This window comes from Lysobacter sp. M2-1 (assembly GCF_022662495.1).
Taxonomy (GTDB): domain Bacteria; phylum Pseudomonadota; class Gammaproteobacteria; order Xanthomonadales; family Xanthomonadaceae; genus JAKPBU01.
The window spans coordinates 407586-432353 of sequence record NZ_JAKPBU010000001.1; the positions used below are offsets into that span (position 1 = coordinate 407586).

The 24768-nt window shown below is 61.6% G+C and carries 30 protein-coding genes; 12 read left to right on the forward strand and 18 right to left on the reverse strand.

Going from position 1 to position 24768, the window contains the following annotated elements:
- Positions 1 to 180: 180 nt before the first annotated feature.
- A complete protein-coding gene (locus MC375_RS01705) occupies positions 181 to 720 on the reverse strand; it encodes a dihydrofolate reductase family protein (protein WP_242101548.1) in 540 nt (179 codons plus the stop codon).
- 513 nt (positions 721 to 1233) lie between these two features.
- Entirely contained in the window at positions 1234 to 1512 is a 279-nt protein-coding gene (locus MC375_RS01710; RefSeq protein WP_242101549.1) for a hypothetical protein, read from the reverse strand.
- A 207-nt stretch (positions 1513 to 1719) separates the two neighbouring features.
- On the opposite strand from MC375_RS01710, the gene MC375_RS01715 reads away from it, so the two are divergent.
- A complete protein-coding gene (locus MC375_RS01715) occupies positions 1720 to 1983 on the forward strand; it encodes a DUF6522 family protein (protein WP_242101550.1) in 264 nt (87 codons plus the stop codon).
- Between the two features lie 157 nt (positions 1984 to 2140).
- Here the strand turns inward: MC375_RS01715 and MC375_RS01720 are convergent, their stop codons facing one another.
- Complete coding sequence (locus tag MC375_RS01720; protein WP_242101551.1) at positions 2141 to 2584, reverse strand: hypothetical protein; 444 nt, start codon at positions 2582 to 2584, stop codon at positions 2141 to 2143.
- Positions 2585 to 2749: 165 nt separating this feature from the next.
- The gene (locus tag MC375_RS01725) at positions 2750 to 3250 is read right to left on the reverse strand and encodes a hypothetical protein (protein WP_242101552.1); all 501 of its coding nucleotides are present in this window, start codon (positions 3248 to 3250) and stop codon (positions 2750 to 2752) included.
- Between the two features lie 101 nt (positions 3251 to 3351).
- Between MC375_RS01725 and MC375_RS01730 the strand changes: the two genes are divergently transcribed.
- The gene (locus MC375_RS01730; protein ID WP_242101553.1) at positions 3352 to 4941 is read left to right on the forward strand and encodes a PLP-dependent aminotransferase family protein; all 1590 of its coding nucleotides are present in this window, start codon (positions 3352 to 3354) and stop codon (positions 4939 to 4941) included.
- A gap of 181 nt (positions 4942 to 5122) precedes the next feature.
- On the opposite strand, the gene MC375_RS01735 is transcribed toward MC375_RS01730, so the two are convergent.
- From MC375_RS01735 to MC375_RS01755, 5 genes are all read right to left on the reverse strand, one after another.
- Complete coding sequence (locus MC375_RS01735; RefSeq protein WP_242101554.1) at positions 5123 to 5566, reverse strand: hypothetical protein; 444 nt, start codon at positions 5564 to 5566, stop codon at positions 5123 to 5125.
- A gap of 35 nt (positions 5567 to 5601) precedes the next feature.
- On the reverse strand, positions 5602 to 6111 hold the full coding sequence (locus tag MC375_RS01740) for an HIT family protein (RefSeq protein ID WP_242101555.1): 510 nt from the start codon (positions 6109 to 6111) through the stop codon (positions 5602 to 5604).
- A gap of 620 nt (positions 6112 to 6731) precedes the next feature.
- Positions 6732 to 7046: a hypothetical protein gene (locus MC375_RS01745; protein WP_242101556.1), complete on the reverse strand. Its 315-nt coding sequence runs from the start codon at positions 7044 to 7046 to the stop codon at positions 6732 to 6734.
- Positions 7047 to 7350: 304 nt separating this feature from the next.
- Entirely contained in the window at positions 7351 to 7746 is a 396-nt protein-coding gene (locus MC375_RS01750; protein WP_242101557.1) for an SseB family protein, read from the reverse strand.
- A gap of 66 nt (positions 7747 to 7812) precedes the next feature.
- A complete protein-coding gene (locus tag MC375_RS01755; protein ID WP_242101558.1) occupies positions 7813 to 8085 on the reverse strand; it encodes a hypothetical protein in 273 nt (90 codons plus the stop codon).
- Positions 8086 to 8652: 567 nt separating this feature from the next.
- Between MC375_RS01755 and MC375_RS01760 the strand changes: the two genes are divergently transcribed.
- Positions 8653 to 9447 carry an alpha/beta hydrolase gene (locus MC375_RS01760; RefSeq protein WP_242101559.1) on the forward strand — a complete coding sequence of 265 codons (795 nt, stop codon included), beginning with the start codon at positions 8653 to 8655 and terminating at the stop codon, positions 9445 to 9447.
- Between the two features lie 193 nt (positions 9448 to 9640).
- On the opposite strand, the gene MC375_RS01765 is transcribed toward MC375_RS01760, so the two are convergent.
- The 6 genes from MC375_RS01765 to MC375_RS01790 form a co-directional block, all read right to left on the reverse strand.
- Positions 9641 to 10186: a hypothetical protein gene (locus MC375_RS01765; RefSeq protein ID WP_242101560.1), complete on the reverse strand. Its 546-nt coding sequence runs from the start codon at positions 10184 to 10186 to the stop codon at positions 9641 to 9643.
- Positions 10187 to 10214: 28 nt separating this feature from the next.
- On the reverse strand, positions 10215 to 11372 hold the full coding sequence (locus MC375_RS01770; RefSeq protein ID WP_242101561.1) for a peptidoglycan-binding protein: 1158 nt from the start codon (positions 11370 to 11372) through the stop codon (positions 10215 to 10217).
- A gap of 183 nt (positions 11373 to 11555) precedes the next feature.
- Positions 11556 to 12071, reverse strand: coding sequence for a hypothetical protein (locus tag MC375_RS01775; RefSeq protein ID WP_242101562.1), 516 nt, complete (start codon positions 12069 to 12071; stop codon positions 11556 to 11558).
- A 27-nt stretch (positions 12072 to 12098) separates the two neighbouring features.
- Positions 12099 to 12461, reverse strand: a complete 363-nt coding sequence (locus MC375_RS01780) for a DUF4189 domain-containing protein (protein ID WP_242101563.1) — start codon at positions 12459 to 12461, stop codon at positions 12099 to 12101.
- A 144-nt stretch (positions 12462 to 12605) separates the two neighbouring features.
- On the reverse strand, positions 12606 to 13676 hold the full coding sequence (locus tag MC375_RS01785) for a type IV secretion system protein (protein WP_242101564.1): 1071 nt from the start codon (positions 13674 to 13676) through the stop codon (positions 12606 to 12608).
- Between the two features lie 83 nt (positions 13677 to 13759).
- Positions 13760 to 14512, reverse strand: a complete 753-nt coding sequence (locus MC375_RS01790; RefSeq protein ID WP_242101565.1) for a hypothetical protein — start codon at positions 14510 to 14512, stop codon at positions 13760 to 13762.
- Between the two features lie 151 nt (positions 14513 to 14663).
- Between MC375_RS01790 and MC375_RS01795 the strand changes: the two genes are divergently transcribed.
- On the forward strand, positions 14664 to 15080 hold the full coding sequence (locus MC375_RS01795) for a helix-turn-helix transcriptional regulator (RefSeq protein ID WP_242101566.1): 417 nt from the start codon (positions 14664 to 14666) through the stop codon (positions 15078 to 15080).
- 374 nt (positions 15081 to 15454) lie between these two features.
- Positions 15455 to 16636, forward strand: coding sequence for a DNA methyltransferase (locus MC375_RS01800; RefSeq protein WP_242101567.1), 1182 nt, complete (start codon positions 15455 to 15457; stop codon positions 16634 to 16636).
- 2 nt (positions 16637 to 16638) lie between these two features.
- Here MC375_RS01800 and MC375_RS01805 read toward each other — a convergent pair whose 3' ends face one another.
- The 3 genes from MC375_RS01805 to MC375_RS01815 are packed head-to-tail and all read right to left on the reverse strand — an operon-like array spanning position 16639 to position 19946.
- A complete protein-coding gene (locus MC375_RS01805; RefSeq protein ID WP_242101568.1) occupies positions 16639 to 18471 on the reverse strand; it encodes a hypothetical protein in 1833 nt (610 codons plus the stop codon).
- An 8-nt stretch (positions 18472 to 18479) separates the two neighbouring features.
- Entirely contained in the window at positions 18480 to 19577 is a 1098-nt protein-coding gene (locus tag MC375_RS01810) for a hypothetical protein (protein WP_242101569.1), read from the reverse strand.
- A gap of 9 nt (positions 19578 to 19586) precedes the next feature.
- On the reverse strand, positions 19587 to 19946 hold the full coding sequence (locus tag MC375_RS01815; protein WP_242101570.1) for a hypothetical protein: 360 nt from the start codon (positions 19944 to 19946) through the stop codon (positions 19587 to 19589).
- Positions 19947 to 20478: 532 nt separating this feature from the next.
- Here MC375_RS01815 and MC375_RS01820 point away from each other — a divergent pair.
- The 7 genes from MC375_RS01820 (at position 20479) to MC375_RS01850 (ending at position 24718) form a co-directional block, all read left to right on the forward strand.
- On the forward strand, positions 20479 to 21006 hold the full coding sequence (locus tag MC375_RS01820) for a hypothetical protein (RefSeq protein WP_242101571.1): 528 nt from the start codon (positions 20479 to 20481) through the stop codon (positions 21004 to 21006).
- Between the two features lie 47 nt (positions 21007 to 21053).
- On the forward strand, positions 21054 to 21554 hold the full coding sequence (locus MC375_RS01825) for a hypothetical protein (protein WP_242101572.1): 501 nt from the start codon (positions 21054 to 21056) through the stop codon (positions 21552 to 21554).
- 71 nt (positions 21555 to 21625) lie between these two features.
- Entirely contained in the window at positions 21626 to 21952 is a 327-nt protein-coding gene (locus MC375_RS01830) for a hypothetical protein (RefSeq protein ID WP_242101573.1), read from the forward strand.
- Between the two features lie 200 nt (positions 21953 to 22152).
- Positions 22153 to 23256 carry a serine hydrolase domain-containing protein gene (locus MC375_RS01835; protein ID WP_277929323.1) on the forward strand — a complete coding sequence of 368 codons (1104 nt, stop codon included), beginning with the start codon at positions 22153 to 22155 and terminating at the stop codon, positions 23254 to 23256.
- 334 nt (positions 23257 to 23590) lie between these two features.
- Positions 23591 to 23932, forward strand: coding sequence for a VOC family protein (locus MC375_RS01840; protein WP_242101575.1), 342 nt, complete (start codon positions 23591 to 23593; stop codon positions 23930 to 23932).
- 68 nt (positions 23933 to 24000) lie between these two features.
- A complete protein-coding gene (locus MC375_RS01845; protein ID WP_242101576.1) occupies positions 24001 to 24303 on the forward strand; it encodes a hypothetical protein in 303 nt (100 codons plus the stop codon).
- Between the two features lie 64 nt (positions 24304 to 24367).
- A complete protein-coding gene (locus MC375_RS01850) occupies positions 24368 to 24718 on the forward strand; it encodes a hypothetical protein (RefSeq protein ID WP_242101577.1) in 351 nt (116 codons plus the stop codon).
- The last annotated feature ends 50 nt before the right edge of the window (positions 24719 to 24768 follow it).

The following is a 24768-nucleotide window of genomic DNA, read 5'->3' on the forward strand; positions in this document are numbered from 1 at the left end:
ACCGCGCCAGGGTCTTTCGCGACCCATTGCGCCAGGTGCGAGAACGGCACCCGATCGTCGTTCCGGCTTCACCAGGCGAACGATGCCGATCAGGGTCTTGCGGACGCTCCGGTACGGGGTTGCCTCCGCAGCCTTCCAAAGAGAAAGCTCCGCAACGCGGGGGGCCAATCTTCGACTGCGTCACCTGCGTCGGTAGATCAGCAAGACGACACCGGAGCTCATCGACGACGTGCTGACGAGCTCCAGGTTTGCCTTGACTCCGTCGGCAAACATACGCCGTCCTTCTCCGAGCACCAGCGGGTAGACCAGGATGTGGTATTCGTCAACGAGGTCGCGCTGGACCAACGCCTGCACGAGCGTGCGGCTTCCGTGCACGAGCAGGCTCCCGCCATGACGCTCCTTGAGCCGACGCAGCTCCGCATCCAGCTGGTTGCCGCCCGCAATGACGTGCGAGTTGTTCCAGTGAGCGCGTGGCAACGTGTTCGATACCACGTACTTGGGCGTCTCGTTCAACCGGTCCGCATAATGCCCGGAGCGCGAAGGCCAGGCCTCGGAGAAGATCTCATAGGTGCTGCGTCCCAGCAGCTGCGCGTCGGCGGTGCGCAACTCCTCGTCCTTGAAGCGCTCGATGTCATTGTTCCAGTACGGGATCGACCACTTTTCCGGCGCTTCGACGACGCCGTCCATGGTCGTGAAAGAGGTGACAACGATCTTGCTCATGGTCCAATCCGGTGGGGTTTATGACGGCGACGCTCAGGCAACGATGGACCGGCGCGCCAGATCACGGCGACGCACGGAGCCGGGGAACTCGCTACCCGATCTGCAACGCAAGCGCCGCCCCAACGCGGCTACGCCCGACAGGGCAAGCGCGTGGGGCTCATGGTGGTGCTGAAAGTCGCTGCATGAGGACAATCCTAGGTACCGGACCGCGTCGCAGACAACGCGAAATTTCCCGCTATCGATAAGGTGTGTTTATGTCAAAGCCACTGCCACCTGCTCGCGAGCAGGTCTCGCGCGACGCGGTGTACCGCGCAACCGGGCGCGTGCGTTGAAGATCGCTCCTGGACCCGACCTGACATGGGCGTTCTGTGGGCAATCCCGATATTGCCGCCGCTCGTCCACAAGCTTCCGGACCAAACGAAGGCCCCGCGTTGCGGGGCCTTCTCTGCGTGGGATTGCATCAGGGGGAGTGTCCGCAATCACACGACAGGCGATGCGCCCGCGCGGTGGCGTCTAGACGACTTCCCTGGTCCCAAAAGGTGGAAGCTCGAGCGTGCCGTAACGGCTGAGGGTCTGGTCCATCAATGTCAGCGCCAGGTCTTCGGACACCTTGGCGAAGGCGTGCGCTTCGCACTGGGACAGCAGATGCGTCCGGATCTCCGCTGGAATGAGCTGGGAGGGCACCGTGCCTTCGAACTGCAGCGGGCCGTGCTGGTTCCCGGCTTCGGTGGGTTCCATGTCCGCGGGCACGATCAGCCAGCAGGCCGGGCTGGAATACAGGGAAATACGCATTGGGGCCAACCGGAAAAGGCAGCGAGCTGCACGGAGGCCCGAAGAAGCACGGTAAAGGGTGAAGATTCGCCGAGTGCGCTCCCACTGTGCGCCATCTGTCGTGATCTGCGCGTTAGATGCGCCTACCGTTGGTCGGAACGCGTCGTGCCGGGCCGTCTCCTGACCCAGGTCATGGCATCTCGCGCGCAGCCGTCGCACGCTTGCACCATGACCCCATCACCCACCATCCCGATCCGCCTGAGCGACGAGCCGCACGCAGCCTCCGTCGAGATCGACGGCACCCGCGTCGCCCGCGGCCTCGGCCTGGAGGAGGCCGCGTTCCGCCAGCTCATGGCCGAGCGCAAGATCGCCCTGCTCTGCGAGCGCGGCACCGGCGAGGACAGCGGCCTGTGGCGCGCCACCTTCTACTACGGCGAGCGCCGCCTGCGGCTGGTGGTCGATGCGCAGGGGAACGTGCTGACGCAGGGGTGAGCACACGGCATGCGCGCGCATGCAAGCCCCTTCCCCCGCGTTCGGGGAAGGTTGGCGTGATGGATTGCCACGCGCCCCTACACAAGCTTCCAGCCAAAAAAGAAGGCCCCGCACTGCGGGGCCTTCGCTGCGTGGACTGCGAACGGGATAGGCCGCATCAAGGCAGGCACACCTCGCCGGTGACCTTGGTGGTGATGACCCCGCCCTCGCGTGTTCCGCTGACGAAGAAATATCCGGTGGCGCCGGCGAACTCGCCGGTTCCCTCGACGATCTTCTGGTGCGCGGTCACGGCCCCCGGCGGCACGATCCCGGCCTCGCGCATCAACAGGTTACCGGTGGGCGTGCGGTATTCGAACGGGCCCGCGTAGGGCGTGGCGTCCGGTGCGCCCGAGGGCGCCGTGCCGCCGCTGTTGGCGCGGAAATGGGTCGTCCCGCGCAGGCCATGATTGCCATCGACAATACCCAGGTAGCAATAGCTCAGCCCGGGATTGCAGCCCTCGGTGGAATACATCTCGACGAGGTCGGCGTGGATGGCCTTGCATTCATTGGCGTGCGCTGTGGATGCGGCAAGTGCAAGGCAGGCGAACAGCACGGTCTTCATGGCGAATCTCCTGTGATTGGCGGAACTGCGGGTGCCGGTGCACGCTAGTCGCGCGAACCGTGCAACTGCAGCGCCAATCACAGCTCCGGGTGCGGAGCCACTCGCCTTGCCGCGAGAACATCCTTGCCACCATGTGGGGCCACTGAGCCCGCGGCCGGCACGGGATCAGTCGTGGCGCGCCGCCCTCGCGAACACGGCGCAAGGAATGCCGACCAGTACGACATAGGCGGCGAAGCACGCGACCTGCCAGTCGAGCGGCTGAAGCGTGGCGAGCGGACGCGACCCAGTGAGCAAAGGCACCAGGACCACGAACATCAGCCCATACATGCAGGCGCCATACAGCGCCCCATAGCGCAGCGGTTGCTGCAGCAGCACCGGCAGGCGCCGCGCCGCAAGCGCATACCCGGCCGCCATCGCCGTCATCAGCGCATAGTGCAGCGCGGCGCCGACCAGCACGCTGGCCCAACCGCCGGCGAGCGCCGTCTCGCGTCCGAGGATCCAGCCCGCGATCACCTGCAGGATCCGGCTGGGCGACACGCCGTGGAAGATCCAGTAGAAGCTCGAGAACGCCAGTTCCAGCGTGCCGGCGCTCAACCCCGCCAGCAGCACCCAGGGCACGACGGATCGCGTGGTGTCCGCCGCAAGCGGCAGGTGCAAGGTTTTCATGCGCATCTCCCTCGTGGATTGGCTCCATCAGGCGCCGCGCGATTGGCTCTGGCAAGGTCCACTGCGCTGCCATGCAATGGGGCCAATCGAGGAGTGGACCCATGCATCTTCTACTGGACGGACGCGGCCCGCTGCATGCGCAGCTGACCCGGGCACTGAAATCGACCCTGTTCACGGGGAGCGCGCGCACCGGCGAGCGGCTCCCGGCCACACGGTCGCTCGCGCGTGAGCTGGGCGTGTCGCGCAATACGGTACTCGCGGCGTACGAGCAGCTGCGCGCCGAGGGCCTGGTCGACGGTCGCGTCGGCTCCGGCAGCTATGTCGCCTCGCCGCCGCAGGCGTCGCGGCCGGCCATCGCGAGCGAGGGCCCGGGATCTCCGGCGCAGTCGGCTTACGCGCGGCGCATGCGCGCCTTTCACGACAACGCCCGGCTGGCCAGCGCGTTGGATCAGCAGGTCCGCCACCGCTTCCAGTACGGCATGCCGCTGACCAACCCGGCGCTGACCAACCTGTGGGCACGCGAGCTCTCGCGCGCGGCCCTGTACACGCGGCCCGCGTATCCGCCGGTGCAGGGCCTGCCGGCGCTGCGCGAGGCGGTGTGCGACTACCTCGCGCGCCGCCGTGGGGTGCAGGCGATGCCCGAGGATGTGCTGATCGTCGCCGGCACCCAGCAGGCGATCGCGTTGACCAGCCGCGTCCTGCTGGACGCCGGGGACTCGGTCGCGATCGAAGACCCGCAATATTTCGCCACGCGCCGGGTGCTGCAGATCCACGGCGCAACCCTGTGCGCGGTACCGGTGGACGGCGATGGCCTGGTCGTGAACGCCTTGCCCGCGCGCGCGCCGCGGCTGGTATGCGTCACGCCTTCCCACCAGTTTCCCAGCGGTGCGGTGATGTCGCTCCCGCGGCGACTGGACCTGCTCGACTATGCCCGGCGTCAATCGTGCTGGATCTTCGAGGACGACTACGACGGCGAATTCCGGTACAACGGCCAGCCACTGGCGGCGCTGCGCTCCCTGGACGACACCGGTCGCGTGATCTACGTCGGCAGCTTCTCCAAGACGCTGTTCCCGGCGCTGCGGCTGGGCTATCTGGTCATGCCGCCCGGTTTGCGCCAGGACTTCATCGCGGCGAAATGGGCCGAAGACTTCGGCTCACCGGCGATCGAGCAGGCAGCCCTGGCCAACTTCATCGCCGGTGGCGGCTTCGAGCGTCATCTGCGCCGTTCGGCCAAGACCCTCGCCGAGCGGCGTGCCGTATTGATGCGGGGGCTGGAAGGCTGCAGCCGCGGCCGTCTGGAAATCGCCGATTCGAATGCCGGCATGCATGTCGCGGTGTGGCTGCGCGACAAATCGCGCGCCCAGGGCGAGGCGTTGATCGCCTACGCCCGCACCCAGGGACTGGGCCTGAATCCGATCGCCCCGTCCTACCTGATGCCGCCCGATCGGGCCGGACTGCTCATGGGATTCGGGGCCATGTCGCCGAGCGAAATCGAGCAGGGCATCGAGGTCTTCGCGCGCTGCCTGGATCACGCCTACGGCGAACCCGAGCGTGCGCACCCTTCCGCGCAAGAAAACGGCCCCGCAGCGCAGGGACGTCCCGTGCATGGATCACGGGAATGGCATGAACGCACGATCGCGCAGCGGGCGGTGGCACAGCCGCGGCCCAGGCGGCGCGCGGCGGCCGGTTGAAGCGTTTCGGGAGCAGCCAGGCCCGTAGGTCGGGGCTACGCCCCCGACATCCAGGCCTCCGCCACACCAACGCCGGGGACGTAGCCCGGCCTACCAATACACAGCGCTGGAACGTCGCCCGCGACCACTTCCTGCGTTGCCGCGCGCTGCGCCGTGCCCGACAGGTTGGGATGGGGGCAGATCACGTGGAAGGATCTGCATGCTCTTGCGCATCGATTTCCGGAGCCACGCTCTTGAAACCCTTCGGGTGCAGGACAACCGAACCCAGTGTCTCGATGTCGGAGAGGCGCTGCGGAACATTGCGCTCAAAAGTCATGAACCGCCCGTCGTGAAGGACGAGCGACGTTGTCCTGGCCCGCCCTCCTGACAGGTAGGTGATATTTGCCAGGCAATACTCATACCCTGGATATGGCAGCCTCGGTATCTCGTCTCCACGCTTGTAATAGGCAGCGACCAGCCGGCCAGGATTCTGCCTTTGTACTTTGCGGACCGACCTGAGCTGGCGCGCCAGGATGTCCCGTTCCTGGGCGGGCAAAGCATCCATCAGCAACGAGAGCAAACGCGTTTCCGCCTCGTTGAAGCCGCGAGTGCCGCCGAAAAGGAACTCCGAGATCTTCGCAAACATGTCATGCCTCTTGGAGGTCTGGCGCCCGAACCTGGCTACTCCGGCAGATTCGACCGAATCAGGTCCGCGGTTTCGGCAAGTTGCCTGGCAGAAACCTGAACCCGCTCCCGGCGCTGCGCATCGCCGCTTGGATCGTGTGGAGTCCCCCTTTTGCGTCCGGCGGCATCGAATGTTGCCAGTTGCGGCGGACCGATACCCCAATCGCTGCCCTTCTGCCGGGGCACGACATGGAAATGGAAGTGCGGGGTTTCCTGACCACTAAAGACCCCGTTGTTCTGGAACGTAAGTATCCCGAGGGGTTTGTAAGTCCTGGCGAGCGCCTCTGCGATTCTCTTGGCCGAGACCATTATCTCCGCGCATTCCTGCTGGGAAAGGTCGAGCAGCGTCGCGACATGCCGGCGCGTGATGACGCAGCATTGGCCAACCTCGAACTGCCACGGATTGATCACGGTGAGCGTATGTTCGCTCTCGTCGATGACCTTCCATCGTTCTTCGCGAGCTGCCACACACAGGTCGCACGGATCTCTTACGGGAAGTTCGAACATTTGCCTCTGCCCTCTCAAATCAAGCTGGTTTCCCCAAGCGGCCTAACGCCTGACAGCCGACCCGCGAGCGGCTTCGGCTTGAATGAATTGTTCGCCGACAGACTAGGGAACAATGCCGAACCCGGCTGGTGCGCTGCTGGGGCGAACGACCGAGCAGTGATACATATCCATATAGATGGTTGTGGTCTGAGCACCACAACTCACCTCGTAAGCGTCAATCCAGTGGTAGTCAGGCTCGCCCGCCGCCAGTGGCTTCATTTCCATGTTGTTACGGAGCAGCCTTTCTTGCGCTCCTTGACTCATGTTGGTGGGGATTGCCGTCCTAGGGCCAACGCTGCCGGAACGGTCAAATTTGGGATGCTCGCCGGACGGACAGATAAGCCTGGCCAAATAATGTCGCTCCCCGTCGGGGCGACACACCTCTACGGGCTGACTCCGAGTGAGGCCATAGCTGTTCGATGCAGGCGGCGGGGCCTCCGGGCTCGGTACGCCTGAAGTGGCACAGCCTGCGAGAAAGGCGGAAGCGGCAAGCAGTTTCCATGAGTGGCGCATATGTGTCCTCTGTCGTCTAACGCCTCAATTTAGCCGCGCCGCGTAGCGGCGTCGGCTTGGACGAATTGTCAGCCGCCAGCAGCGCGAGCATCGAACATGAACTTCGCGCCATCGATTAGGGGCATGTACTGCTCTTTGCTTGACAGGCGCAGATCGGCCCAGAATGTGATCTCGCGTGCGCCAGCTGGCATTTTGGCAAGTGGAGCGTACACGCCGAACTCGAAATTGTCGGGGTTTTCGGCGAGCACGAACTGCTGGGCCGAGCGGAGCCTGCTGGCGCCACTGGGACTGAGTGCGAGCGTATATGTGGATACGGCCATATCCCGCGAGAACAGCCCGGTAGAGCGGGTTTCACGTGCTGTCTGTAGCAGTGAAAGCGTCATCTCATGTCGCTGCGACCTGCCATTGGGCGCCCTGAGCGACAGGGTAAGCCGACTGGCGTCCATGTTGAGATGAAACCCGGCTGGGACCGAAACCCTCACTCGCACTTCGCCCGGGTCAATCTGCGTCAACGCTCGAGGCTTCAGGGACGAAAGCCTGATTGCCGTGGACAAGGGAATCGAAGCGCATCCGGGCAGCGCCAGTGCAGCAGCGACCAGGATGGTTGCAAGTAGGCGCATAACTTTTCCTGGCAGCCAACACCTGTATTAAGCAAAGCCGCGAAGCGGCTTCGGCTTGAACGATTTGTCAAGTTGCGGGTGTTGTGCTGCCAGCAACCGCTTGAACATCCGACGGCGACATTACGAATGAGTACTTGTAGCCAGGATTGACCGCCAGACCAAATGGCGGGCGGGTAATGCTCAATGCCCAAAGAAAGTCCGTGAGTAGCACGTTGGAGTATGCGGGTTCATTCTTGACCCATGGACCCGCCTTCTCGACAGTGGTGAAGGTGGCCAGCACCGCGAACCCCGCGGGAGAGTTCAGCGTGAGAGGCCGGAAATCTTTGGGAAGCGAGCCGTTCTCCAATCCTTTATTCAAAGGGATCGCAATCCTGGATTGGCGTAGCGCCTCAATCAGACCAGCACGACCTTCAGGATTGTCCGTGACCGACTGGATCAGTTGTTCCAACTGGCTTGCGTCCATGCCTTCCTCCGCAACCTGGCGCCTAAATTAAGCCGACCCGCGAAACGGTTCGGCTTGAGTGAATTGTCAGGCATCAAGCCGGCACCAGAAAGCCAGCGTGTACCTGCCAAGCTCGATTGACTCCCAATCTGCGGACTCGTGGATCGGCATGTCAAGGCTGATTGTCTTGAGGTCGAAGTGAGCCGGAAAGTTGGCCAGCACAATGTTGGCCGCATCCGAGCCCAGCCTATGGGTGGCCTGGAACAAGGCGAAATTACTCACCAACTCCGCGACGCCGATGCGGAGCTCACCGCGGTCGAGCAATTCGTCTCCGTCAAAGAACGCTAGATCGACGCGCATTGATCATTCTATTCACGGAGAACAGGGGCTCAAGACCAAGAAAGGGACTCTGCCCCGCCTCTCTTCCTCCAGCTGCCACAAAGAGGCCCCGCAATGCGGGACCTTTCCGTGCATGGATCGCGGGAACGGAGTAAAGCGCGATCACGCAGCGGGCGGTGGGACGGGCGCGGGCTGGCGGCGCGCGGCGCCTGGTTGAAGCATTGCGAGAGCAGCCAGGCCCGCCCCTGTAGGAGCGCCACTTTGGCGCGACCGAAACCTCGGCCAGAAAAGGGTCGCGCCGAAGCGGCGCTCCTACAAATGCCCGACAAGAAAGGCCCCGCAACGCGCCGCCTTCACTGCATGACCAGGCCCTTTCCCCGCTTGCGGCGCGCTGCGCCGGGCCGCACAGGTTGGGATGGCGGCGGCCGGCCGGCGGGGGAGACTTGCCAGCGATCAGCACGCGCCCATACGCACGATCAACTTTTCAGGACGATCCATAACCAATCGTCCAGCCATCCCCGGCACAGTGACCTCACCGGCCGGTTCGCCTCAACGCACGGCCACCACCCCAGACCCGAGGACACCACGATGAACCAGCTGATCCCCTCCCTCCTGGCCGCCGCCATGGCCACCACCCTCGGCACCCAGGCGCAGGCCGCACAGCCCGCTGCCGATGCCGGTACCGATCCCGTGAAAAATATCGTGCTGGTGCACGGCGCCTTCGCCGACGGCAGCGGCTGGCGCGGCGTGTACGACGCACTCACCGCACGCGGCTACCGCGTGAGCATCGTCCAGAACCCGCTGACCTCGCTGGCCGACGACGTGGCCGCCACCCGCCGCGTGCTCGACCGCCAGGACGGCCCGGCGATCCTGGTCGGCCATTCCTGGGGCGGCACGGTGATCACCGAAGCGGGCGTGCACGACAAGGTCGCCGGCCTGGTCTACGTGTCCGCGCTCGCCCCCGACGCCGGCGAGACCACCGCGCAGCAGTACGCCGGCTTCGCCGCCACGCCCGAGTTCGTGATCGACGTGCACCCCGACGGCATCGGCTTTCTCAACGGACCGAAGTTCAAGGCCGGCTTCGCGCACGACGCCAGCGACGCCGACGCCGCCTTCCTGCGCGACTCGCAGGTGCCCATCACCATGGCCGAGTTCGAGACCCCGGTGAAGCACGCGGCCTGGCGCAGCAAGCCCAGCTGGGCGGTGATCGCCACCGAAGACCGGGCCTTCGACCAGGCGATGCTGGTGCACATGGCGCAGCGCATTGGCGCGCAGACCAGCTACGTGAAGGCCAGCCATGCGCTGTACTTCACCCAGCCCAAGGCCGTGGCGGATGTGATCGAGCAGGCGGCGAAAGGCGCACAGGCCGCGCGGTCGAAGTAGCCCCATGTAGGAGCGCCACTCTGGCGCGACCGAACCTCGGCCAGAAAAACCGCCGCGCCGAAGCGGCGCTCCTACACAAGCCAAAAAAGAAGGCCCCGCAGTGCGGGGCCTTCACTGCATGGGATTGCGTAAGGGGGCTTCCGCAATCGCGCAGCAGACGAGTCCTGATTGATGTCCTTCCTGTGATCGCCGCTCAAACCACCACCGCACACACCCGCGGAAATCCGCGGCTTGCGTCCACGGCTGCGGCCAGTGCGTGGTAGGCGCACGCATTGGCCCACTGCATGCCGAAGACCAGCAGCAGCGGCGCGAAGGTCAGGCCAACGGCGGGCACGCGCACCAGCAGGTCCACGATGGCGGGCAGGCACAGGGCAACCACGGTCAATGGCCAGGTGAGCAAGGCCACGCGCGCCGACCGCAGTACCGCGCGCCGCAGCGCCTGTATGTCCGGTCTGCGCACATGCCGCCAGCGCAAGCGGACACGCCGCCATGCCTGGAACACCAGGCGGGTACCGGTGCACGCCACCATCGCTTCGCACAACGCAACCCCCACGGCCGCGCACCTGGCGGCGGTGAGCACGCCGTCGTGCCGCCACTGCAAGCCCAGCACGGCCAGAGCGATCGCCAGCAGCAGCGCCAGAAAGACCAGACCGGCCTCGGTCTGAATCCTCCTGGCCGCTGCCTGCCAGTTCATGCCGCGGCCGCCTCCGCTTCCATGCGGAATGAACATGCGTTCCATGAGCGCTCCTTCCGGTGGGTGCGCAGCGTTAGTGCGCCACGTGCAGCTGCCGGGCATGCTCCTGCGCCTGCTGCCCCTGCTGCGACTGCTGGGCCATGTAGTCGCTCATGCGTTGCAGCGAAGGCGTGGGCGCTAGCAGATCCACCTGCAAGCGGAAGCCCGGCGTGGTCCCGGCCACGTGCACGTCCGTACCCGACACCGCCATGCGCCCCAGCTTGTCCGCGCTGGTGATGCCGTTCTCCAACGCCTGCAGGGTGATGTTCGCTGCCACCCGCGGATCGGTATCCCTGGGCAATTGCCAGGCGATGGCGGAGTACAGGCCGTGCTGCGGATGCGTCACTTCCGAAACCAGCGGGCGCCGCGCCGCTTCGATCAGTGCCGTGCGCGTATCCCGACCCACCTGCCCGTCCACCGGTTGCAGCCCGTGCATCCGCTGGAACGCACGCACCGCGTGATCGGTGTCGGGGCCGAAGTCGTGGTCGGTGGCCAATGGCTTGCCGTCGCGCGCGGTGTAGCCCAGCTGGGACAAGGTGAGCTGCAAGCCCCAGACCTCGGAGCCGTGCGACCCGAGCTTGAGCACATCGCCCGCGGCATGCGCATGCCCGGTGCGCGCGGGCGCTGCCGCTTCAGGCGCCTGTGGCACATCTTTGCCCGGCGCAGTGTTGGTGGTGATCACGCCTTTGTCCAAGTCGCTGAAGTAGCGCTTGAACTGGTCGAGGTGCGCTTCGTTGAAATCGATATGCGTATGCAGGCCCACTTTTACTCCGGGTGGGGCCTGCCTGCCCTGCTGGCCCAACGGTTCGCCGTAGCCGATCCTGTCGCCGTCGTGCACATGGATCGGTTGCATGTGCCGAACCCGTGCGACCAGGTGCGCGTCTTTCCCAGGGCCGTCGTAGATCTCCACCGTGCCCCAGCGATCCATCGCAGCACTGCGGCGCACATACCCCTGGGCTGGAGACGGCACATCTACCAGGGCGGTGCCGTTCGCCTGCAAGATGAAATCCTTGCTGATCATCCTCTCGCCGCCCGGGCCGTAGACAAACTCCTCACGTGTCCCATCGATCTGCCCGTAGTGCCGTCGACTGCTCTCCTTCCATGTCGGGTGATGCTTCTCCAGGTCCTCGTAGCTGTGCACCTCCTGCCGCCCTGCCCCGACGCTTTCCGAAACCTTGTACCTGCCATCCATGAGACCTTCTCCTTTGAATTACTGCGCACTAAGGAAGCTTTGAACAATTGCACCCCGCCCAATGTGGGAGCGGCCTTGGCCGCGATTGCTCCTCAGCGATGTGCAAAAAATCAAGAGCAATCGCGGCCAAGGCCGCTCCCACGGTTCCACGTTTGCGCGGGACAACAATTGTTCGGGCTTCCCCTAAGTTGATGCATCCACCGCGCCGGCCAGTTCCCAACAGCCGGCCCCACGCTTGAAAGTGAACGCGACGGCGTACGCGCCACTGCCCTGGCTATGCGCGGACACCACGTACGCGTCCTGCGCCTTTCGTTCCACCTCCCACACAACGCCCTGCCGTTCCAGTTCGTCCGCAGTCAACATCACGGGGAACGTCACCTCGCCCGCAGCCAGCTGCATGGTCGTCGGGTCGGCCTCCAGGTTCTGCGGGTCGTACAACGTGAGCGCATACGGATCCCGGGTGTAGGCGCGCTGCACGGCCACGTCGCGCATGAACGCCTGGAGGAACTGATCGAACTCCTGCGAAGGACACGCCACCGCAGCCGCAACCGGCACCGATGCAGCCGGCTCGGCCGGGGCCGCGCCCGGCGCATCGGCCGCAGGCGCAGACGCCTTGCACGCGGCCAGCAACCACGCAACCAGCACGGCGATGAGCAGCCGTTGCGAAGAGGAATTCCGATGCTTGGCGAAGAGATCCATATCGCTTCCTGCGGAGGTGTGCACGGCCTACTGCACCAGTTCGGCCATGCTGCACGCCGAATAGTAGACGTGACAATTGGTGTCCGCCTCTTCGCAGCTCGCAAGCGCAAGGCGGGTTGCCAGCTCGATCGTGGGCGCGCCCTGCGACATGTACAGCTTGTCGCCTGTCACCATCACCGCGCACTGGTTGTAATACGCCAGGTCGAGCTTGCACTTGGTCCCGCCTTCCGCGCGGCACTGCGCCAATGCCAGCTTCTTGGCCTGCCGCTTGCTGCGCATGCCGGACACCGCGCCAAGCGCCGCCTTGGCCCCATCGGTTGCAATCGCGCCCCATCGCGTTTCCCAGTGCGGGCCGGCCGGTTGCGCGGGCTGGCCGTAGCCCGCCGGCATGGGCCCGCATGAGCTCATATTCGTGCCGGAATAAGGAATCATCCCCGGCGGGCAGCCACCTTCCGCGCCTGCGGCCCCCGCGGCCAGCAGCAACACGGCCGCCAGTAGACAACGCATCGATGGCATGCAACACCTCCGCACCGGTTAGCTCCGTGTCCTGATCTGGTCGGGCTGGGACGGCTCCGAATTCGTCATCGTCCGCAAGCCTGCAAACACGCCCGGGTCTCGAGCGGTGGCAGGCATTGAGGGATTGGTCGACGCCGATGGCAGCCCATACGACCCGGGCGGCTGCCCCTGCGGCCCGGGGTTGCTGGCTGCGCCGCCGGCAAAGGCCGAGAAATGCATGAAGTGGCCCATCGTGCCGGCAAAAAACGCCGCCGCCACCGGCGGCACCGTCACGATCGCCGTGGTCAGCAGCAGCCCAATGCCACCCTGCTGCAGCGCCAGGCTGGACAGCCCTTCCACGTCGGCGCCGGGGATCACGCCCATCACCGCCTTGCTGGCCCACATGGCCACCGCCACCTTGGCCGCCAGCTTCATGGTCATAGCCGTGACCACGCTCAGCATGGCCATGCTGAACAAGGTGCCGATGCCGTAGAGCAACCACTTGCGGAACAGTTCCTTGGTCTGGTCGAACAGCAGACACAGGATGAACAGCGGCCCCAGCCCCACGAACATGGCCACAAAAAACTGGAACAGGATCAGCATGGCGCCCGCCGCCATCGGCGGGCCGCCCGTGCCGAAGCCGGCAAACATCAGCGCCCGCGATTTCTGCTCGCGCGCCTCGTCGTTGCCGTCCAGCACCTGCACCGCGTCAATGGCGCCCAGCGCCAACTGCATGTAGGCCAGGTTCTGGTCGATGCTGTCGGCCGCGGTCTTGTCCTGTTCCCCGGTGAACAGCGCGTGGATCTCGCGGTCCAGGTCCTGGGTGAAGAACCCATGCAGGTCGGTGCCCAACAGCGACATGCCGGTGGCCGTGCCCACGATCAGCGTCACCTGCAACCCGCGCACCACCAGGGCCATCAGCGGCTCGCGGTACTGGCCGGTCAGGATGCGGTAGCCGATCCACAGCACCCACAGGCTCACCAGCACCAGGGCCATGCCGCTGGCCCAGGTCATCATGCGGCCCATCAGGTCCAGCCCAAAGGTGTCGATCTCGCCCTTCAGGTAACCGTAGATCAGCGCGAAAAACGCAAAATCTCCGATGCCGCCCATCCTTAGGTCCTCCCCTCTCCTGCGTCCATGTGCGCAGCGCACACCAGTTGTCGGGCCCGTCCCTGGGCCCGCCCGTGGGCCTGTCAGTGCGACAGCGCGGTCTTCAGCGTTGCCGCATGTACCAGCTTGCCCAGGATGGGGTTGCCGGTGTCCTTGTTGCCACCCAACGCCCGCTTGGCCAGGCGCCCGTGGTCCTGCTGCAACGTGGCGATGTAGGTGTCGAACGCCTTGTTGCGCGCCATCCAGTAGTCGCGGTCCATTTCCATGCGCGCCACGAAGCGATTGGTCTCGTTGTCGTTAGCGGCCAGGTCGCCCTGGCGGTTGCCCACGGCGGCGCGCTGGGCTTCGATGCCGTGCTGGTAATCGCGCTGGTGCTGCAGCATGCGTTTGAGCATGCGCACCGTTTCGTTGTAGCGCTGGTTCTCGGCCCGCACCATGCGGATGCACAGCACGCGCTGCTGCTGCAGGATGTCGCTGTTCATGGCCGGGGCCACCGCCCGGAACATCTCCTCGATGCCGCCCGCCACCCCGCCCGGCCCCGGGCAGGCCTGCTCCACCCCGTGGTTGGCATCGCGCTCGGGGAAGTTGTCGGCCATGCGTTCCATGCGCAGGTTCAGGCTTTTCAGCCGGATCAGCTGCTGTTGGTAGTGGTCGTAGGTGTCCTTCCAGCGCTTGGCCGTTTCGATGTACTCGGCCACCGATTTCTCGATCAGCAGCGGGTCTTCGACGATGAATTGGGCGTGGGCCGATGTCGAGAACAGGCAGGCCGCTACGAGTAGCAGTCCTATCGGCGAAGCGGTCCGGCGCGGTGAGGTGTGGCAAATCCAAGCCTTCATGGCGATCTCCTTCCTTGATCCTTCCTTTGCTCCGGGACCTTGCGCATCCTCGGCCCGTCAGCGATTCTACCCTCTATCTGGGAGATAGAGTCTGCCATACTATGGATGGGTTCGCCATGCTGTGCAAGTCCCCGCCTGAACCCGCACCGCATTGCCAACCCCAACCGCCCGCGCGCTGTTCGCTGCGCGCCTCAAGCAAGCACGAGAACTGCGTGGCCTCAGCCAACGCGCGCTCGGCGTTCGCCTGGGGTTGGGGCCGGAAAAGGGGTCTTCGCGCATCAACCGCTACGAGCACCAGGTGACGGCCGTCGGCTTCGACAACCTGGAACGGCTGGCCGCAGAGCTGCAGGTACCGGTGGCCTACCTACTGGCCGAGAACGAGGCCATGGCCGAGGCAATCCTCGCCTTCAGCCGTTCGCCGGCCGCCCGACGCCGCAAGCTGGCCCGGGCCATAGCCGGCCTGGCTGCCAACCCGCAGCTGCTGGATGCCGTGGCCGCGGTCTACGATCTGCCGGACGGCGATCGAACCGCTGTGCTCGAAGCCTTGAGCAAGCCCCAGAAGCGTTGAACATCCGCTGGTGGCCTGCGCAGCCCACAGCGATCAAGAAAAAAGTGCCCACCTCCCTGGCTGAACACGAACAGGGACTGAGGTGGTTAAGCGACGCTACTTGCCTGCTTTAATTGCTTCCGTCCACCTCCGTCCCTTCTAATCGGTTCGCAAGGCGCTCAGTTTTGACCGGCCGGCGGAAATCTGCTTCCGCGCCTGAGGGTGCCGGCATCTGAAGGTGAGAACAAGACAAGCAATTGCTTCAAACCCGATGTCGCGGTCCCTGCGACAGCTCAAGAGCAGGGTTTGCCCGATCTGGGAGACTGATCAGCCACCTTGTTCCCTGTCCGATAACGGCCAGGTAGACTTGCTACCGAAAGACCATCCGGAATTTCATGACTCAGCCTGCGTCCACTCTGCACCCAGAAATTTTTGAGCGGCTGTCTGGAGCGGCACAAGATCAATCGCGGGTCTCGGGCCTTACGCACGGCTTCTACAGATATCCTGCAAGGTTCTCGCCCAAGTTTGCGGCTACGGCGATTGAACAATTATCGGAGCCTGGGGACCTAGTTCTTGACCCATATATGGGTGGCGGAACTGTAATTGTTGAAGCAGCCGCCCGCGGAAGGCTAGCGGTTGGAAACGACATCAATTCCTTGTCAACGTTTCTTGCGAAAGCCAAGACGACCCGGCTGACGGTTGCTGAGATTGAAGCAGTTACCTACTGGGCGTTGGAGGTAGTTCCTGGCTTGAACTATCGGGCCTCTAGTGCTCAATCTCTCGATGCACTCGCCTCAGAAAAGACCAAGAATTTGTCTCTGCCGCGAGGCCGGTTCATAAAGAAGGTTCTCGCGACAGCGCTTGCTTCTATTGACGAACTACCGTCGGTAAATGCAGCGGAGTTCGTTCGATGCGCGGTGCTAAATGTTTCTCAATGGGCATTAGATGGCCGCAAGACACATACTTCCGTTGAAGAGTTCCGACGCAAGCTGTCGAAAACAACCATTGAAATGATTCAAGGGATTAAAGAATTTTCATCCACAGTATCGCAGCACAAGCGCTTGCCAAAGATTATCTTGTCTAACGGGAACGCAAATGCAATTGACTTACTTCCTATTTTTGCAAAACAGGGGCGTCGAGCAAAACTGATAGTGACGAGCCCGCCTTATCCAGGGGTGCACGTCTTATATCACCGCTGGCAGGTGGACGGGCGCCGGGAAACGCCGGCTCCGTATTGGATCACGCAACGGACAGATGGCCAGGGTTCTTCATACTATTGTTTCGGTGATAGACGAAGTCACGAGAGTGGTGCTTATTTCGATACAGCCTTCGAAACCCTGAGGTCCATTCGCCGAGTCATCGCCGATGACGGACTGATGGTTCAACTTATCGCTTTCTCGAATCCAAAAAAGCAGTTGCCTCGCTACCTTGAAGTTATGCAGCTCGCCGGCTTCAGCGAGTCGTTGCAGTTGGAGGCACGCATCTGGCGCGAGGTTCCAAACAGGAAATGGCACGCCCATGCACGTGGTGTCACCAACTCTGCGCGAGAAGTGCTGCTGGTACACACTCCAGCCTAGCTTTAGGTAAGCCTCGTTAGCAGAAGCAGGGTGCTGGCGACGCGCCGGATTTCCTCTCGCATTTCATCTTCCGTGAATCGGTTCCCCTCTTCCGTCTCCTCGACCTTTCCCTTCTGGAGTCTCACGCTAAATGTGTGCATTTGCCAGAGGTGATAGGCGACATGCGACGTATAACGCGTGGTGCGCTCGAGAATTGTTGCCTCTGCGAGATGACGTGCAGTCAGTTCTTCACGAAACTCTGCGAAAAGACTGTAGTCCTGATTAATCAGCAAGACGAGCGGTTCATTCATTGTTGGTGCTTGAAATGCTCCTGGATCACTGTGGCTCCATTCCGCAGAGTTCCAGCACGTGGGGCTCGACCATTCCTCCTTGGTCACATAGATCAGTTTGTACGGAGGACTGCGCTGCGATCCGCCTTCCAGCTTCTTCTCTATCCGACGAGGGCTGGGAGGATCCACCACCTCCACCTCAAAGTTGGCCGTGAGCGTCGTCCCCGGCCCAACGGCATTCACAACACCGGCGATTCGCTCACCCGCGGCTACACCTTCAGGAGCGCGAAGCAAGAGTTCGAACTTGCCGCCCGCTGGGACGGTAAAAGACGATTGCCCGACGTCGTGTCCCGACAGGATGACTGCCTCCAATCGCCAGGCGGCTGCCTCATCACTTACAAGCTCATCTTTCCCGTTCCAGCGCAGCCTTACATGAAGATCGGGGCCGCCGGCTACCATTTGCATTGGCTGCCGACTAGTAATCCGCAAGTTCGTTGGCACGTCTAGCAGCACGGGTTGCGGCTTCGGCCCCCTTTCATCGGGCCCCTTTGACGCCGTGATGATAATTGGTCGCTCCACAATTCTAGGTTCGGCGAAGCCGTTAGCGATGGCTACCACCTTCAGTGTCGCGTGAATGGGGAACTGATCCTCATCCAAGTCCTCGGGTTCGACGAACGTCAGTCCGACCTCAGCAGCACATGCCTCTTTGTGAATAGCGACCTCCAGCTCCGGAACTAGCGGATTGGTCGTGACTTGTATTTTTTCCAGTGCTGCAGTATCCGGCTTCAGCTCGAATCGAAGATCGCGTCGATCGCCCGCCTTCAGACGGAGAGTGGACAGGTCAGGGGAAATCGCCAAGAAGGGACCTTCCGCCGCCTCGCCAACGTCTGCTATCCCTTCCACAACCATATGAATCGCTTGAGGCAACGCTCCTCCAGCGGCATCCTCTCTGGTCGATGCCCCCGCCTGGAAGTGCCCGTGCGCCTGCCTCGGCGAGGCCGCGTGGTGGGACTCGATCAACTGGTCCAGGGCGGCCTTCACTACCTCGTCACCACTCTTCAAACTGGAGAGTTCCTGCTCAGCCTCCTCTTCCAGCCTGATGAGATCGGGATCGCCTTTGAGCGTATCGATAACACGGCGAGTAATTGCATGAAGCACCTCACCATCGTAGAACTGGTGGCGACTGCCTTGCATCAGCTTCGCAATGGATTCCGGCAGTAGCCCGTCGATGTCCACAATGACGATCATCCGATTGCGGAGATACTTCAGTTCCAGATCCCGAATAATGAACGTGTTGTCCCAGGCGTGTTGCCGTTGTCCATTGACAAGGAATACGCAGCAATACTTGCCGCGTTTTGGCGACTCCAAGTAGCCATCAATCGGGCGCTTTACGCCGCCCTCTTCGATGATTTCGCCAGGCTCGATGTCGAGCACTTCTTGATCATCTGGCCTCGGCAACAACTGAACCTTGTTATTCAGAACCACGACACGAATCGCGATCGCACCAAAGCTTTCGTCCACCTCTGTGCTAACCGACTTGTCTAAGCTAACGGCGGATGCAGTCACGAAAACTCCTAGCGAGTCGTTACTTGCTGGGGCGGAAATGTCTTGTCCAGTGAAACTGCCGCAGTCGAATTCCGAAGCTTCACGTTAGAGAGGCGGTAAGCATTCCCCCACATTGGGTCGGCAGTGTCTCGGCCGGCGTAAAGCTCGTACGGCAACATTGGGTTGAAGAGAACATGATTCAGCGCGGGAAAGAGGTTTCGCGTCACAGACGAACCTCCGACGCCTTGAAAGTCGCACCCGATGTGCGCAAAGCGGGTTCCATGGGCCATTCCAACGGCATCGGCAGCCGCTGCCTCGAATGCGAGTACCCGTCCATCCGGCGCGCCAGCCAAGTAGGCAAAGTAATCGTCACGGCGGCCCCTGGGGAACACCTGCTTAATTACTGACCACCCAAGTCCATCCTTACGGTCTCCTAGCGCCTCGGGTGCTCTACGGGACAATACCCATGAATATCGGCTAATCGAGAAGGCTGAGGATCCACCTTGCCCAAACAAGCCGATCATGTAGGGTTTGTCGCCTTTCGTCGTAGATCCAAGCGACAGGAGAGTTCGATGGACCATATCGGCAGACTGCCCGATCCCGTCGTCCTCAATCATGATGGTGAACGATGGTTGTCCTTTGATTCTTACGGTCGAGAGCTTCAGTCGTAGGCCGCGGGCGATCTCACGCGCAATACCCCAAAGCCTCGCCCGTTCAGCCTTGTCTTCAATCTTCGGAATCTGATCAAGCGCAGGTAATCCAAAGTACCTACCAACGGCTGCCCTCGGGCTCTCTGGCGGGGCCGCGTGACTGTTGAGATTGAGCTCACGAGTGCGGTGAAGTTCGATCAAAGCTTCCATGCCATTGACGATGCGTTCGGCGAGCGGGTTCACCGGATGATTGGCAAGCTTAATGCGGCCGGCGTTCCCTCGATCTCCGCCCACGGGCATCCAGTGAAGATGTCCCGGGTTCCACGTATCTGCCGCCCTTGTTGCATCGAAGGAGCTATCGTTCTCAGACACGATCGGCAACGTCGCCAACAACGCTTCCATATCCGTCGTTGTGGTCACGGCAATAACTCGACGGAGCAATTCTTCACTGGCCAAACCATCGATGGCTTGCGACATGGTAGTCCTCTATCCGTCGATCAGGTCATTACACGCATGTTCGACATTTGTAGCAAAGTCTTTCGGTTTTGGAATCGAATATCCCTTTCGGCCGTGCTGTTCCAGTAGACCTATAGCTCTCCACCAAGCGACGATAAGATAGACCTGGTAATCGGGCACGGTGGTCTCGCCATCCGGCCCGGTATACGGTAGCAACGCACTAATCTGAAAAATGCGTCCGTCAACGCCTTTCTTCCTAACCGCGTCGGCAACCATTACTACTGCTCGAAGCGGCGCCTTGTGCTCATACTCGGCTTTCTCGCGCTTTGACCAGCCGACCTTCACTAAGTTGTCCCCGTGTCGTTCAAATCGCGGATAGTTTGTGGCCATGCTCTTCTTTTGAACTGCCCTCTTCTCAGGCAGAGAAGCAGGCAGGGCGCTGGGTTCCGCGATTCCCGCAACAGTTCTGGCCCACGACGTTAGCTTCAGGACCGCGTCGTAGTCTCCTGCGCTAGCTGCCTGCCCCAACAAGGAGCGGAGTTCAGATTCGCACTTGGCCAGAACCGCTCGAGCCTTGCTAACAGTCATATAGCCTATAATATAGGTATAATATAGCGTGTCAAGGCGAGGGCGAGCGCCCATCTGTCGATGGCTGGCAGCGGGCATGAACCGCTGATCAAGCGTTTTCCTATGCCATGCGTCTAATAGGCGTTAGGCCCATCTAAGAGAGTGCAATGAGTTCGATAGAGATAGCCAAGGAGATAATTGCGAGTAGCGGGAACTCGTTCCACTCGCGTGTAGCTCAATGGCTCCAAGAGAATGAATGGCACGTTCTAATCAGCCCTTATTACATGGACCAGTCTCAAAACAAGGCGCGCGAACTCTCTTCGCGGGTCGCCTTAATCCTGGCGTTAGCGCCCACATGAATCATCTCGAGCAGCTGGTAGCAGAGTGGTACGAGTATCGCGGGTACTTTGTCCGTCGTAACGTGCAAGTTGGGAAACGCGACAAAGGTGGCTACGACTGCGAACTTGATGTAGTGGCGTTCCATCCGGAGAAGCAGCATTTGGTTCACGTAGAACCGTCCATGGATGCCCACACCTGGGCCAAACGTGAGGAACGATTCGCCAAAAAATTCTTGGCTGGCCGCAACCATATCCCCGCGCTGTTCAAGGGCATCGTGCTTCCATCAGAGATCGAGCAAATCGCTCTACTCGGCTTTGCCAGCAACACCAATGTCAAGTCACTGGCCGGTGGTCGCATCATGACCACCGCTGAGCTGTTCGCTGAGATCGTTACGGGCATTTCGGGGAAGCGTGTAGCAAAAGCAGCGGTTCCGGAGCAGTATCCGCTACTACGCACCATCCAGTTTGCATGTGAGCATCGGCATGCGGCGGGTTGGAGCTCTAGCAACCCATTCAAGACTGACCCACTTTGCGGCTCGGCTTAACTCAGGCGTTAGCCGTCCAAAGCAGCACTCATTCACGGGGGGAAATCATGAAAATCCAAGACGAGCACTTGTATCACGGCGCCGCACTTATTCAGATCGCTGAGGATCACAGATTTACTGCCATCAATGGGCTAAAGGTTGGGGCGAAAGTTGTCAATTCTGCGTACAAAGTAAATGATTCGATTGCTGTGTACTTCAAGTATGCGGTTAATCCGCACGGCAAGTACAAAGAATATGTATTTACATTTAAGAGTGATCAAATTCAGCAAATTCGTAAAATCGCCACGGCTCACGAATCCACTTACATCGCCCTTGTCTGCGTTGGAGCGCGTGAAGTCTGCACAATCTCAGCAGACCAACTAGCCGATTTGATCGCAGCGCGCCAGAAAGCCAATGGTGGCCAGGAAGATCAATACACTCTTCTCGTTACTGCAGACCCAGGTAAGAGTTTGCGTGCTTACGTCAATCAACCAGGAAAGAAGGCCACTATTCTTGGCAAACCACTTGTTGTAGGACGCAACGCGTTTCCTAACAGCCTGTTTGGATAACAATTCATTTAGGCCAAAGCTGCTTCGCGGCTCGGCTTAATTCGAGCTTTAGATCAACAAATGGGGAATTTATGGCTACTCGCAAAAAGACAAAGAAGGCTCCAAGGGATCCCTCTAAGCCGAAGGGTGCACCACGCAACAAGAAGAATGTTCTGGAGCTTGCGTCCGGAAAGATCGCAATTTATGCAACGCCACGTATCTCCCACGCAATGGAGGAAGTCGTTGGGGACATGACGCTGTACAACGGCGTGCGTATGCTCCAAGTCATTGAAGCTGCCTACATACAAGGCCGGAAGGACGGCGCCCGTTCGGTGTTCGATGACATGGAAAAGAGGATCAAGGAATCTCAGAAGCTGATCCCCCACAAGAATCCAGGAAAGCCTAAGAGGAAGGCATAGTTGATCCAACGTCATTCAAGCCGAACCCGCTTCGCGGCACGGCTTAATTTAGGCGTTAGACACCAATGGGAGTTCGCATGTGCTTCAACAAAGTGCTCACAAACATCGCGGCCGCCGCAGTTTTACTGCTTTCCGGAAGGGTTGCGGCCGCAGACCAGGCGCCATCGTCGGCCGCCAATGCGGGCAGTGCTCTCGACACCATGGTCGAGCAGCGGATGAAGGAAGCCGGGATCGTGGGCCTGGCGGCGGCCATCATCGTGGACAGGAAGGTGGTCTGGACGCAGGGATACGGGTTTGCCGACAAGGCGCGCGCGGCGCCCTTTACGCCAGACACGGTCATGAACATCGGATCGATCAGCAAGACGTTCACCGGCGCGGCCCTGATGCGCGCGGTGCAGGAAGGGAAGCTCTCCCTGGACGATGACATCAATCGCTACCTGCCGTTCAAGGTGGTCAATCCGTTTTTCCCGACCGAACGCATCACCTTGCGGCAGCTGGCCACGCATACCTCGGGCATCACGGACCGGCAGCCGGTCTACGAAGCTGCCTACCATTACGGTGGCGACTCGCCGGAGCCGTTGGGGCAGTTCCTGCAGGACTACCTTGCATCCGGCGGCAAGACCTATTCGAAAGACAATTTCCTCAACGCCAAACCGGGTACGCAGCGCGAGTATTCGAACATCGCTGCCGGGCTGGCTGGCTACATCGTCGAACTCGCCGTGGGCGAGAAGTTGAACACGTATACGAAGCGGCACATCTTCGAGCCCCTGCGGATGCAGAACACGGGCTGGTTTCTCTCCGAGATTCCAGAGGCGAAGCACTCGAAGCTGTACGTTGCGCAAGGCCTCACCATCCCCATCCAACTCTACGGGCTGACGACCTATCCCGATGGTGGGGTGCGCACGTCGGTCGCCGACCTGTCGAAGTTCTTCATTGCCTTGCTCAATGACGGCGAGTTCGAGGGGGCGAGAATCCTGGAGCAGCAGCATGGCGCCGAAATGCTCAGGTTCCAGTACACCGGTCCGAACAAGCCGGAGAACGTGAACGTGAGCGGCGAGGATTCGGTGAACTCCGGCATCTTCTGGGCGACGAAGTTCGACGTCACCAGGATCGGGCATAACGGCAGCGATCCCGGCGTGATGGCCATGATGCTCTCCGACCTTGACAGGGAAGTCGGCGTGATTCTCCTCGCGAACACCTCGCTGTCCGAACAGGACGGCAGGTATTACGGCGAGATCTTCGATGGGCTGTGGAAGCGGGCGGTGGCATTGAGGGATGGGGAACAACCCGCCACGGGTGAGTGATGGCATAGCCACCTAAGGCGTGTGATGCATGGGCGACGGGCCGCCCAGGTAATGACTGGATTGCGCAAACACCGAAGAGGCCTTTGCCGTGCGCGCCCTCCCCGAATGCGTGCGGGTTGCAGGATGCGGCATAGGGTTGAATGCGGCGGGCGGCGGGCTTGCCGGGGCGGGCTGGCCATCGCGTTTCAGTGCAGCCCGGGCGTTGGAGGGGTGACTTGCCTGGCGAGGGCTGGCGTCCCGTATGTGGCGCTGCGACACCTTCAAGCTGATGCATACTCCGCGCACCGCCTCGCGAAACGGGGCGAACAGGCGTTAGGCCTGGTGAGGACCTTTTATGCCGCTGACACTTCTTCTGCACTGTCGCGATCTTGAAGAGACCCGCGAGTTCTATCAGTCAGCCCTTGGCTTCAATGTGTTTGACTCAGCCGAAGGGACGCTCACGGCCGAGAAGCAAGGCGGCAGGCTCATCTTCACGCGTCGTGACCTGTGGGAGGGTTCGCCTGGCTTCTCTGGCACCATCTATTTCACTATCACGGATGCGGACAGTTACTTTGCGTCCGTCCAAGGCAAAGTAGCTGTGGCTTGGCCCATCCAGGACATGTCGTACGGCTCCAGAGAGTTTGGCATCAAGGACTGCAATGGCTATCACTTGGCGTTCCAGCAGCAGCAGGCCTAACAGTTCATTCAAGCCGAAACTGCTTCACGGGTCGGCTTAATTCAGGCGCTAGGCCTCAGGAAGAGCCCATGAAGATCAGGTGGATCGTTGTCGCACTCGTCTGGATAGCTACCTTCTATTCAATATTTGCTTGTCCGTACGACTTGCACGGCTCTTCCATGTGCTCGCCTTTTGCCCGTTCCGCGAGCTACTTTGGCTTGGTATTCGCATTCCCCGGTCTTCTACTCGCCGCCACGGTTTCTAGTGTCTTTGATCCCCATGGCAACCCATCAACCATGATGATTGTGCTTGGCGTCGGCGCTTGGTTACTCGTTGTTTCCAGCATCATCCTCTACGCGGCGCGGCGCATCGCTCAACCGAGCAATCGCTGAGGCCCAACAATTCATCCAGCCGGCGCCTCTCGCGGCGCGGCTCAAGTCAGGCGTTATGCCGCTAATGAAACTTCATCCCTCTGAAGCAGCTTTCCTGAAGGATCTCGCGGAGTCACGGGCCTCATGGGCTCGCACCGCTTCTGACAGCTTGGCTAACGCTGATCTTGCCTGGAGCGATCATCCGGAGGCTTGGGCAAAGCTATCCAGCCTCCTCAATACCCAGGAGGCCCGGGCGGCGTTCACGACTGCGGTGTCTGAGTTGCTTTCCGGACTCACCCACTCAGCGCTCGTTACCCTTGACGGCGGTTCCGCGCTGGCGGAAACCACGCTGCTTACAATCAGCGACAAGGATGGCCATGAGTTCAAGGATTTCCTTCATGAGTTCTGGCCGGAGGTCGACGGTGACGCGGCCTGACAATTCCTTCAAGCCGAAGCGCTTCGCGGCTCGGCTTAATTCAGGCGCTA

Coding starts and splice junctions, on each gene's coding strand:
- MC375_RS01760 (WP_242101559.1), top strand. CDS start 8,653: ATGAACCAGCTGATCCCCTCCCTCCTGGCCGCCGCCATGGCCACCACC.
- MC375_RS01825 (WP_242101572.1), top strand. CDS start 21,054: ATGAAAATCCAAGACGAGCACTTGTATCACGGCGCCGCACTTATTCAG.
- MC375_RS01755 (WP_242101558.1), bottom strand. CDS start 8,085: ATGCGCGTCGATCTAGCGTTCTTTGACGGAGACGAATTGCTCGACCGC.
- MC375_RS01775 (WP_242101562.1), bottom strand. CDS start 12,071: ATGGATCTCTTCGCCAAGCATCGGAATTCCTCTTCGCAACGGCTGCTC.
- MC375_RS01850 (WP_242101577.1), top strand. CDS start 24,368: ATGAAACTTCATCCCTCTGAAGCAGCTTTCCTGAAGGATCTCGCGGAG.
- MC375_RS01785 (WP_242101564.1), bottom strand. CDS start 13,676: ATGGGCGGCATCGGAGATTTTGCGTTTTTCGCGCTGATCTACGGTTAC.
- MC375_RS01815 (WP_242101570.1), bottom strand. CDS start 19,946: ATGGCCACAAACTATCCGCGATTTGAACGACACGGGGACAACTTAGTG.
- MC375_RS01780 (WP_242101563.1), bottom strand. CDS start 12,461: ATGCCGGCGGGCTACGGCCAGCCCGCGCAACCGGCCGGCCCGCACTGG.
- MC375_RS01740 (WP_242101555.1), bottom strand. CDS start 6,111: ATGTTCGAACTTCCCGTAAGAGATCCGTGCGACCTGTGTGTGGCAGCT.
- MC375_RS01765 (WP_242101560.1), bottom strand. CDS start 10,186: ATGGAACGCATGTTCATTCCGCATGGAAGCGGAGGCGGCCGCGGCATG.
- MC375_RS01715 (WP_242101550.1), top strand. CDS start 1,720: ATGACCCCATCACCCACCATCCCGATCCGCCTGAGCGACGAGCCGCAC.
- MC375_RS01810 (WP_242101569.1), bottom strand. CDS start 19,577: ATGTCGCAAGCCATCGATGGTTTGGCCAGTGAAGAATTGCTCCGTCGA.
- MC375_RS01820 (WP_242101571.1), top strand. CDS start 20,479: ATGAATCATCTCGAGCAGCTGGTAGCAGAGTGGTACGAGTATCGCGGG.
- MC375_RS01845 (WP_242101576.1), top strand. CDS start 24,001: ATGAAGATCAGGTGGATCGTTGTCGCACTCGTCTGGATAGCTACCTTC.
- MC375_RS01720 (WP_242101551.1), bottom strand. CDS start 2,584: ATGAAGACCGTGCTGTTCGCCTGCCTTGCACTTGCCGCATCCACAGCG.
- MC375_RS01750 (WP_242101557.1), bottom strand. CDS start 7,746: ATGGACGCAAGCCAGTTGGAACAACTGATCCAGTCGGTCACGGACAAT.
- MC375_RS01830 (WP_242101573.1), top strand. CDS start 21,626: ATGGCTACTCGCAAAAAGACAAAGAAGGCTCCAAGGGATCCCTCTAAG.
- MC375_RS01840 (WP_242101575.1), top strand. CDS start 23,591: ATGCCGCTGACACTTCTTCTGCACTGTCGCGATCTTGAAGAGACCCGC.
- MC375_RS01770 (WP_242101561.1), bottom strand. CDS start 11,372: ATGGATGGCAGGTACAAGGTTTCGGAAAGCGTCGGGGCAGGGCGGCAG.
- MC375_RS01710 (WP_242101549.1), bottom strand. CDS start 1,512: ATGCGTATTTCCCTGTATTCCAGCCCGGCCTGCTGGCTGATCGTGCCC.
- MC375_RS01800 (WP_242101567.1), top strand. CDS start 15,455: ATGACTCAGCCTGCGTCCACTCTGCACCCAGAAATTTTTGAGCGGCTG.
- MC375_RS01835 (WP_277929323.1), top strand. CDS start 22,153: ATGGTCGAGCAGCGGATGAAGGAAGCCGGGATCGTGGGCCTGGCGGCG.
- MC375_RS01725 (WP_242101552.1), bottom strand. CDS start 3,250: ATGAAAACCTTGCACCTGCCGCTTGCGGCGGACACCACGCGATCCGTC.
- MC375_RS01745 (WP_242101556.1), bottom strand. CDS start 7,046: ATGACGCTTTCACTGCTACAGACAGCACGTGAAACCCGCTCTACCGGG.
- MC375_RS01705 (WP_242101548.1), bottom strand. CDS start 720: ATGAGCAAGATCGTTGTCACCTCTTTCACGACCATGGACGGCGTCGTC.
- MC375_RS01735 (WP_242101554.1), bottom strand. CDS start 5,566: ATGTTTGCGAAGATCTCGGAGTTCCTTTTCGGCGGCACTCGCGGCTTC.
- MC375_RS01790 (WP_242101565.1), bottom strand. CDS start 14,512: ATGAAGGCTTGGATTTGCCACACCTCACCGCGCCGGACCGCTTCGCCG.
- MC375_RS01730 (WP_242101553.1), top strand. CDS start 3,352: ATGCATCTTCTACTGGACGGACGCGGCCCGCTGCATGCGCAGCTGACC.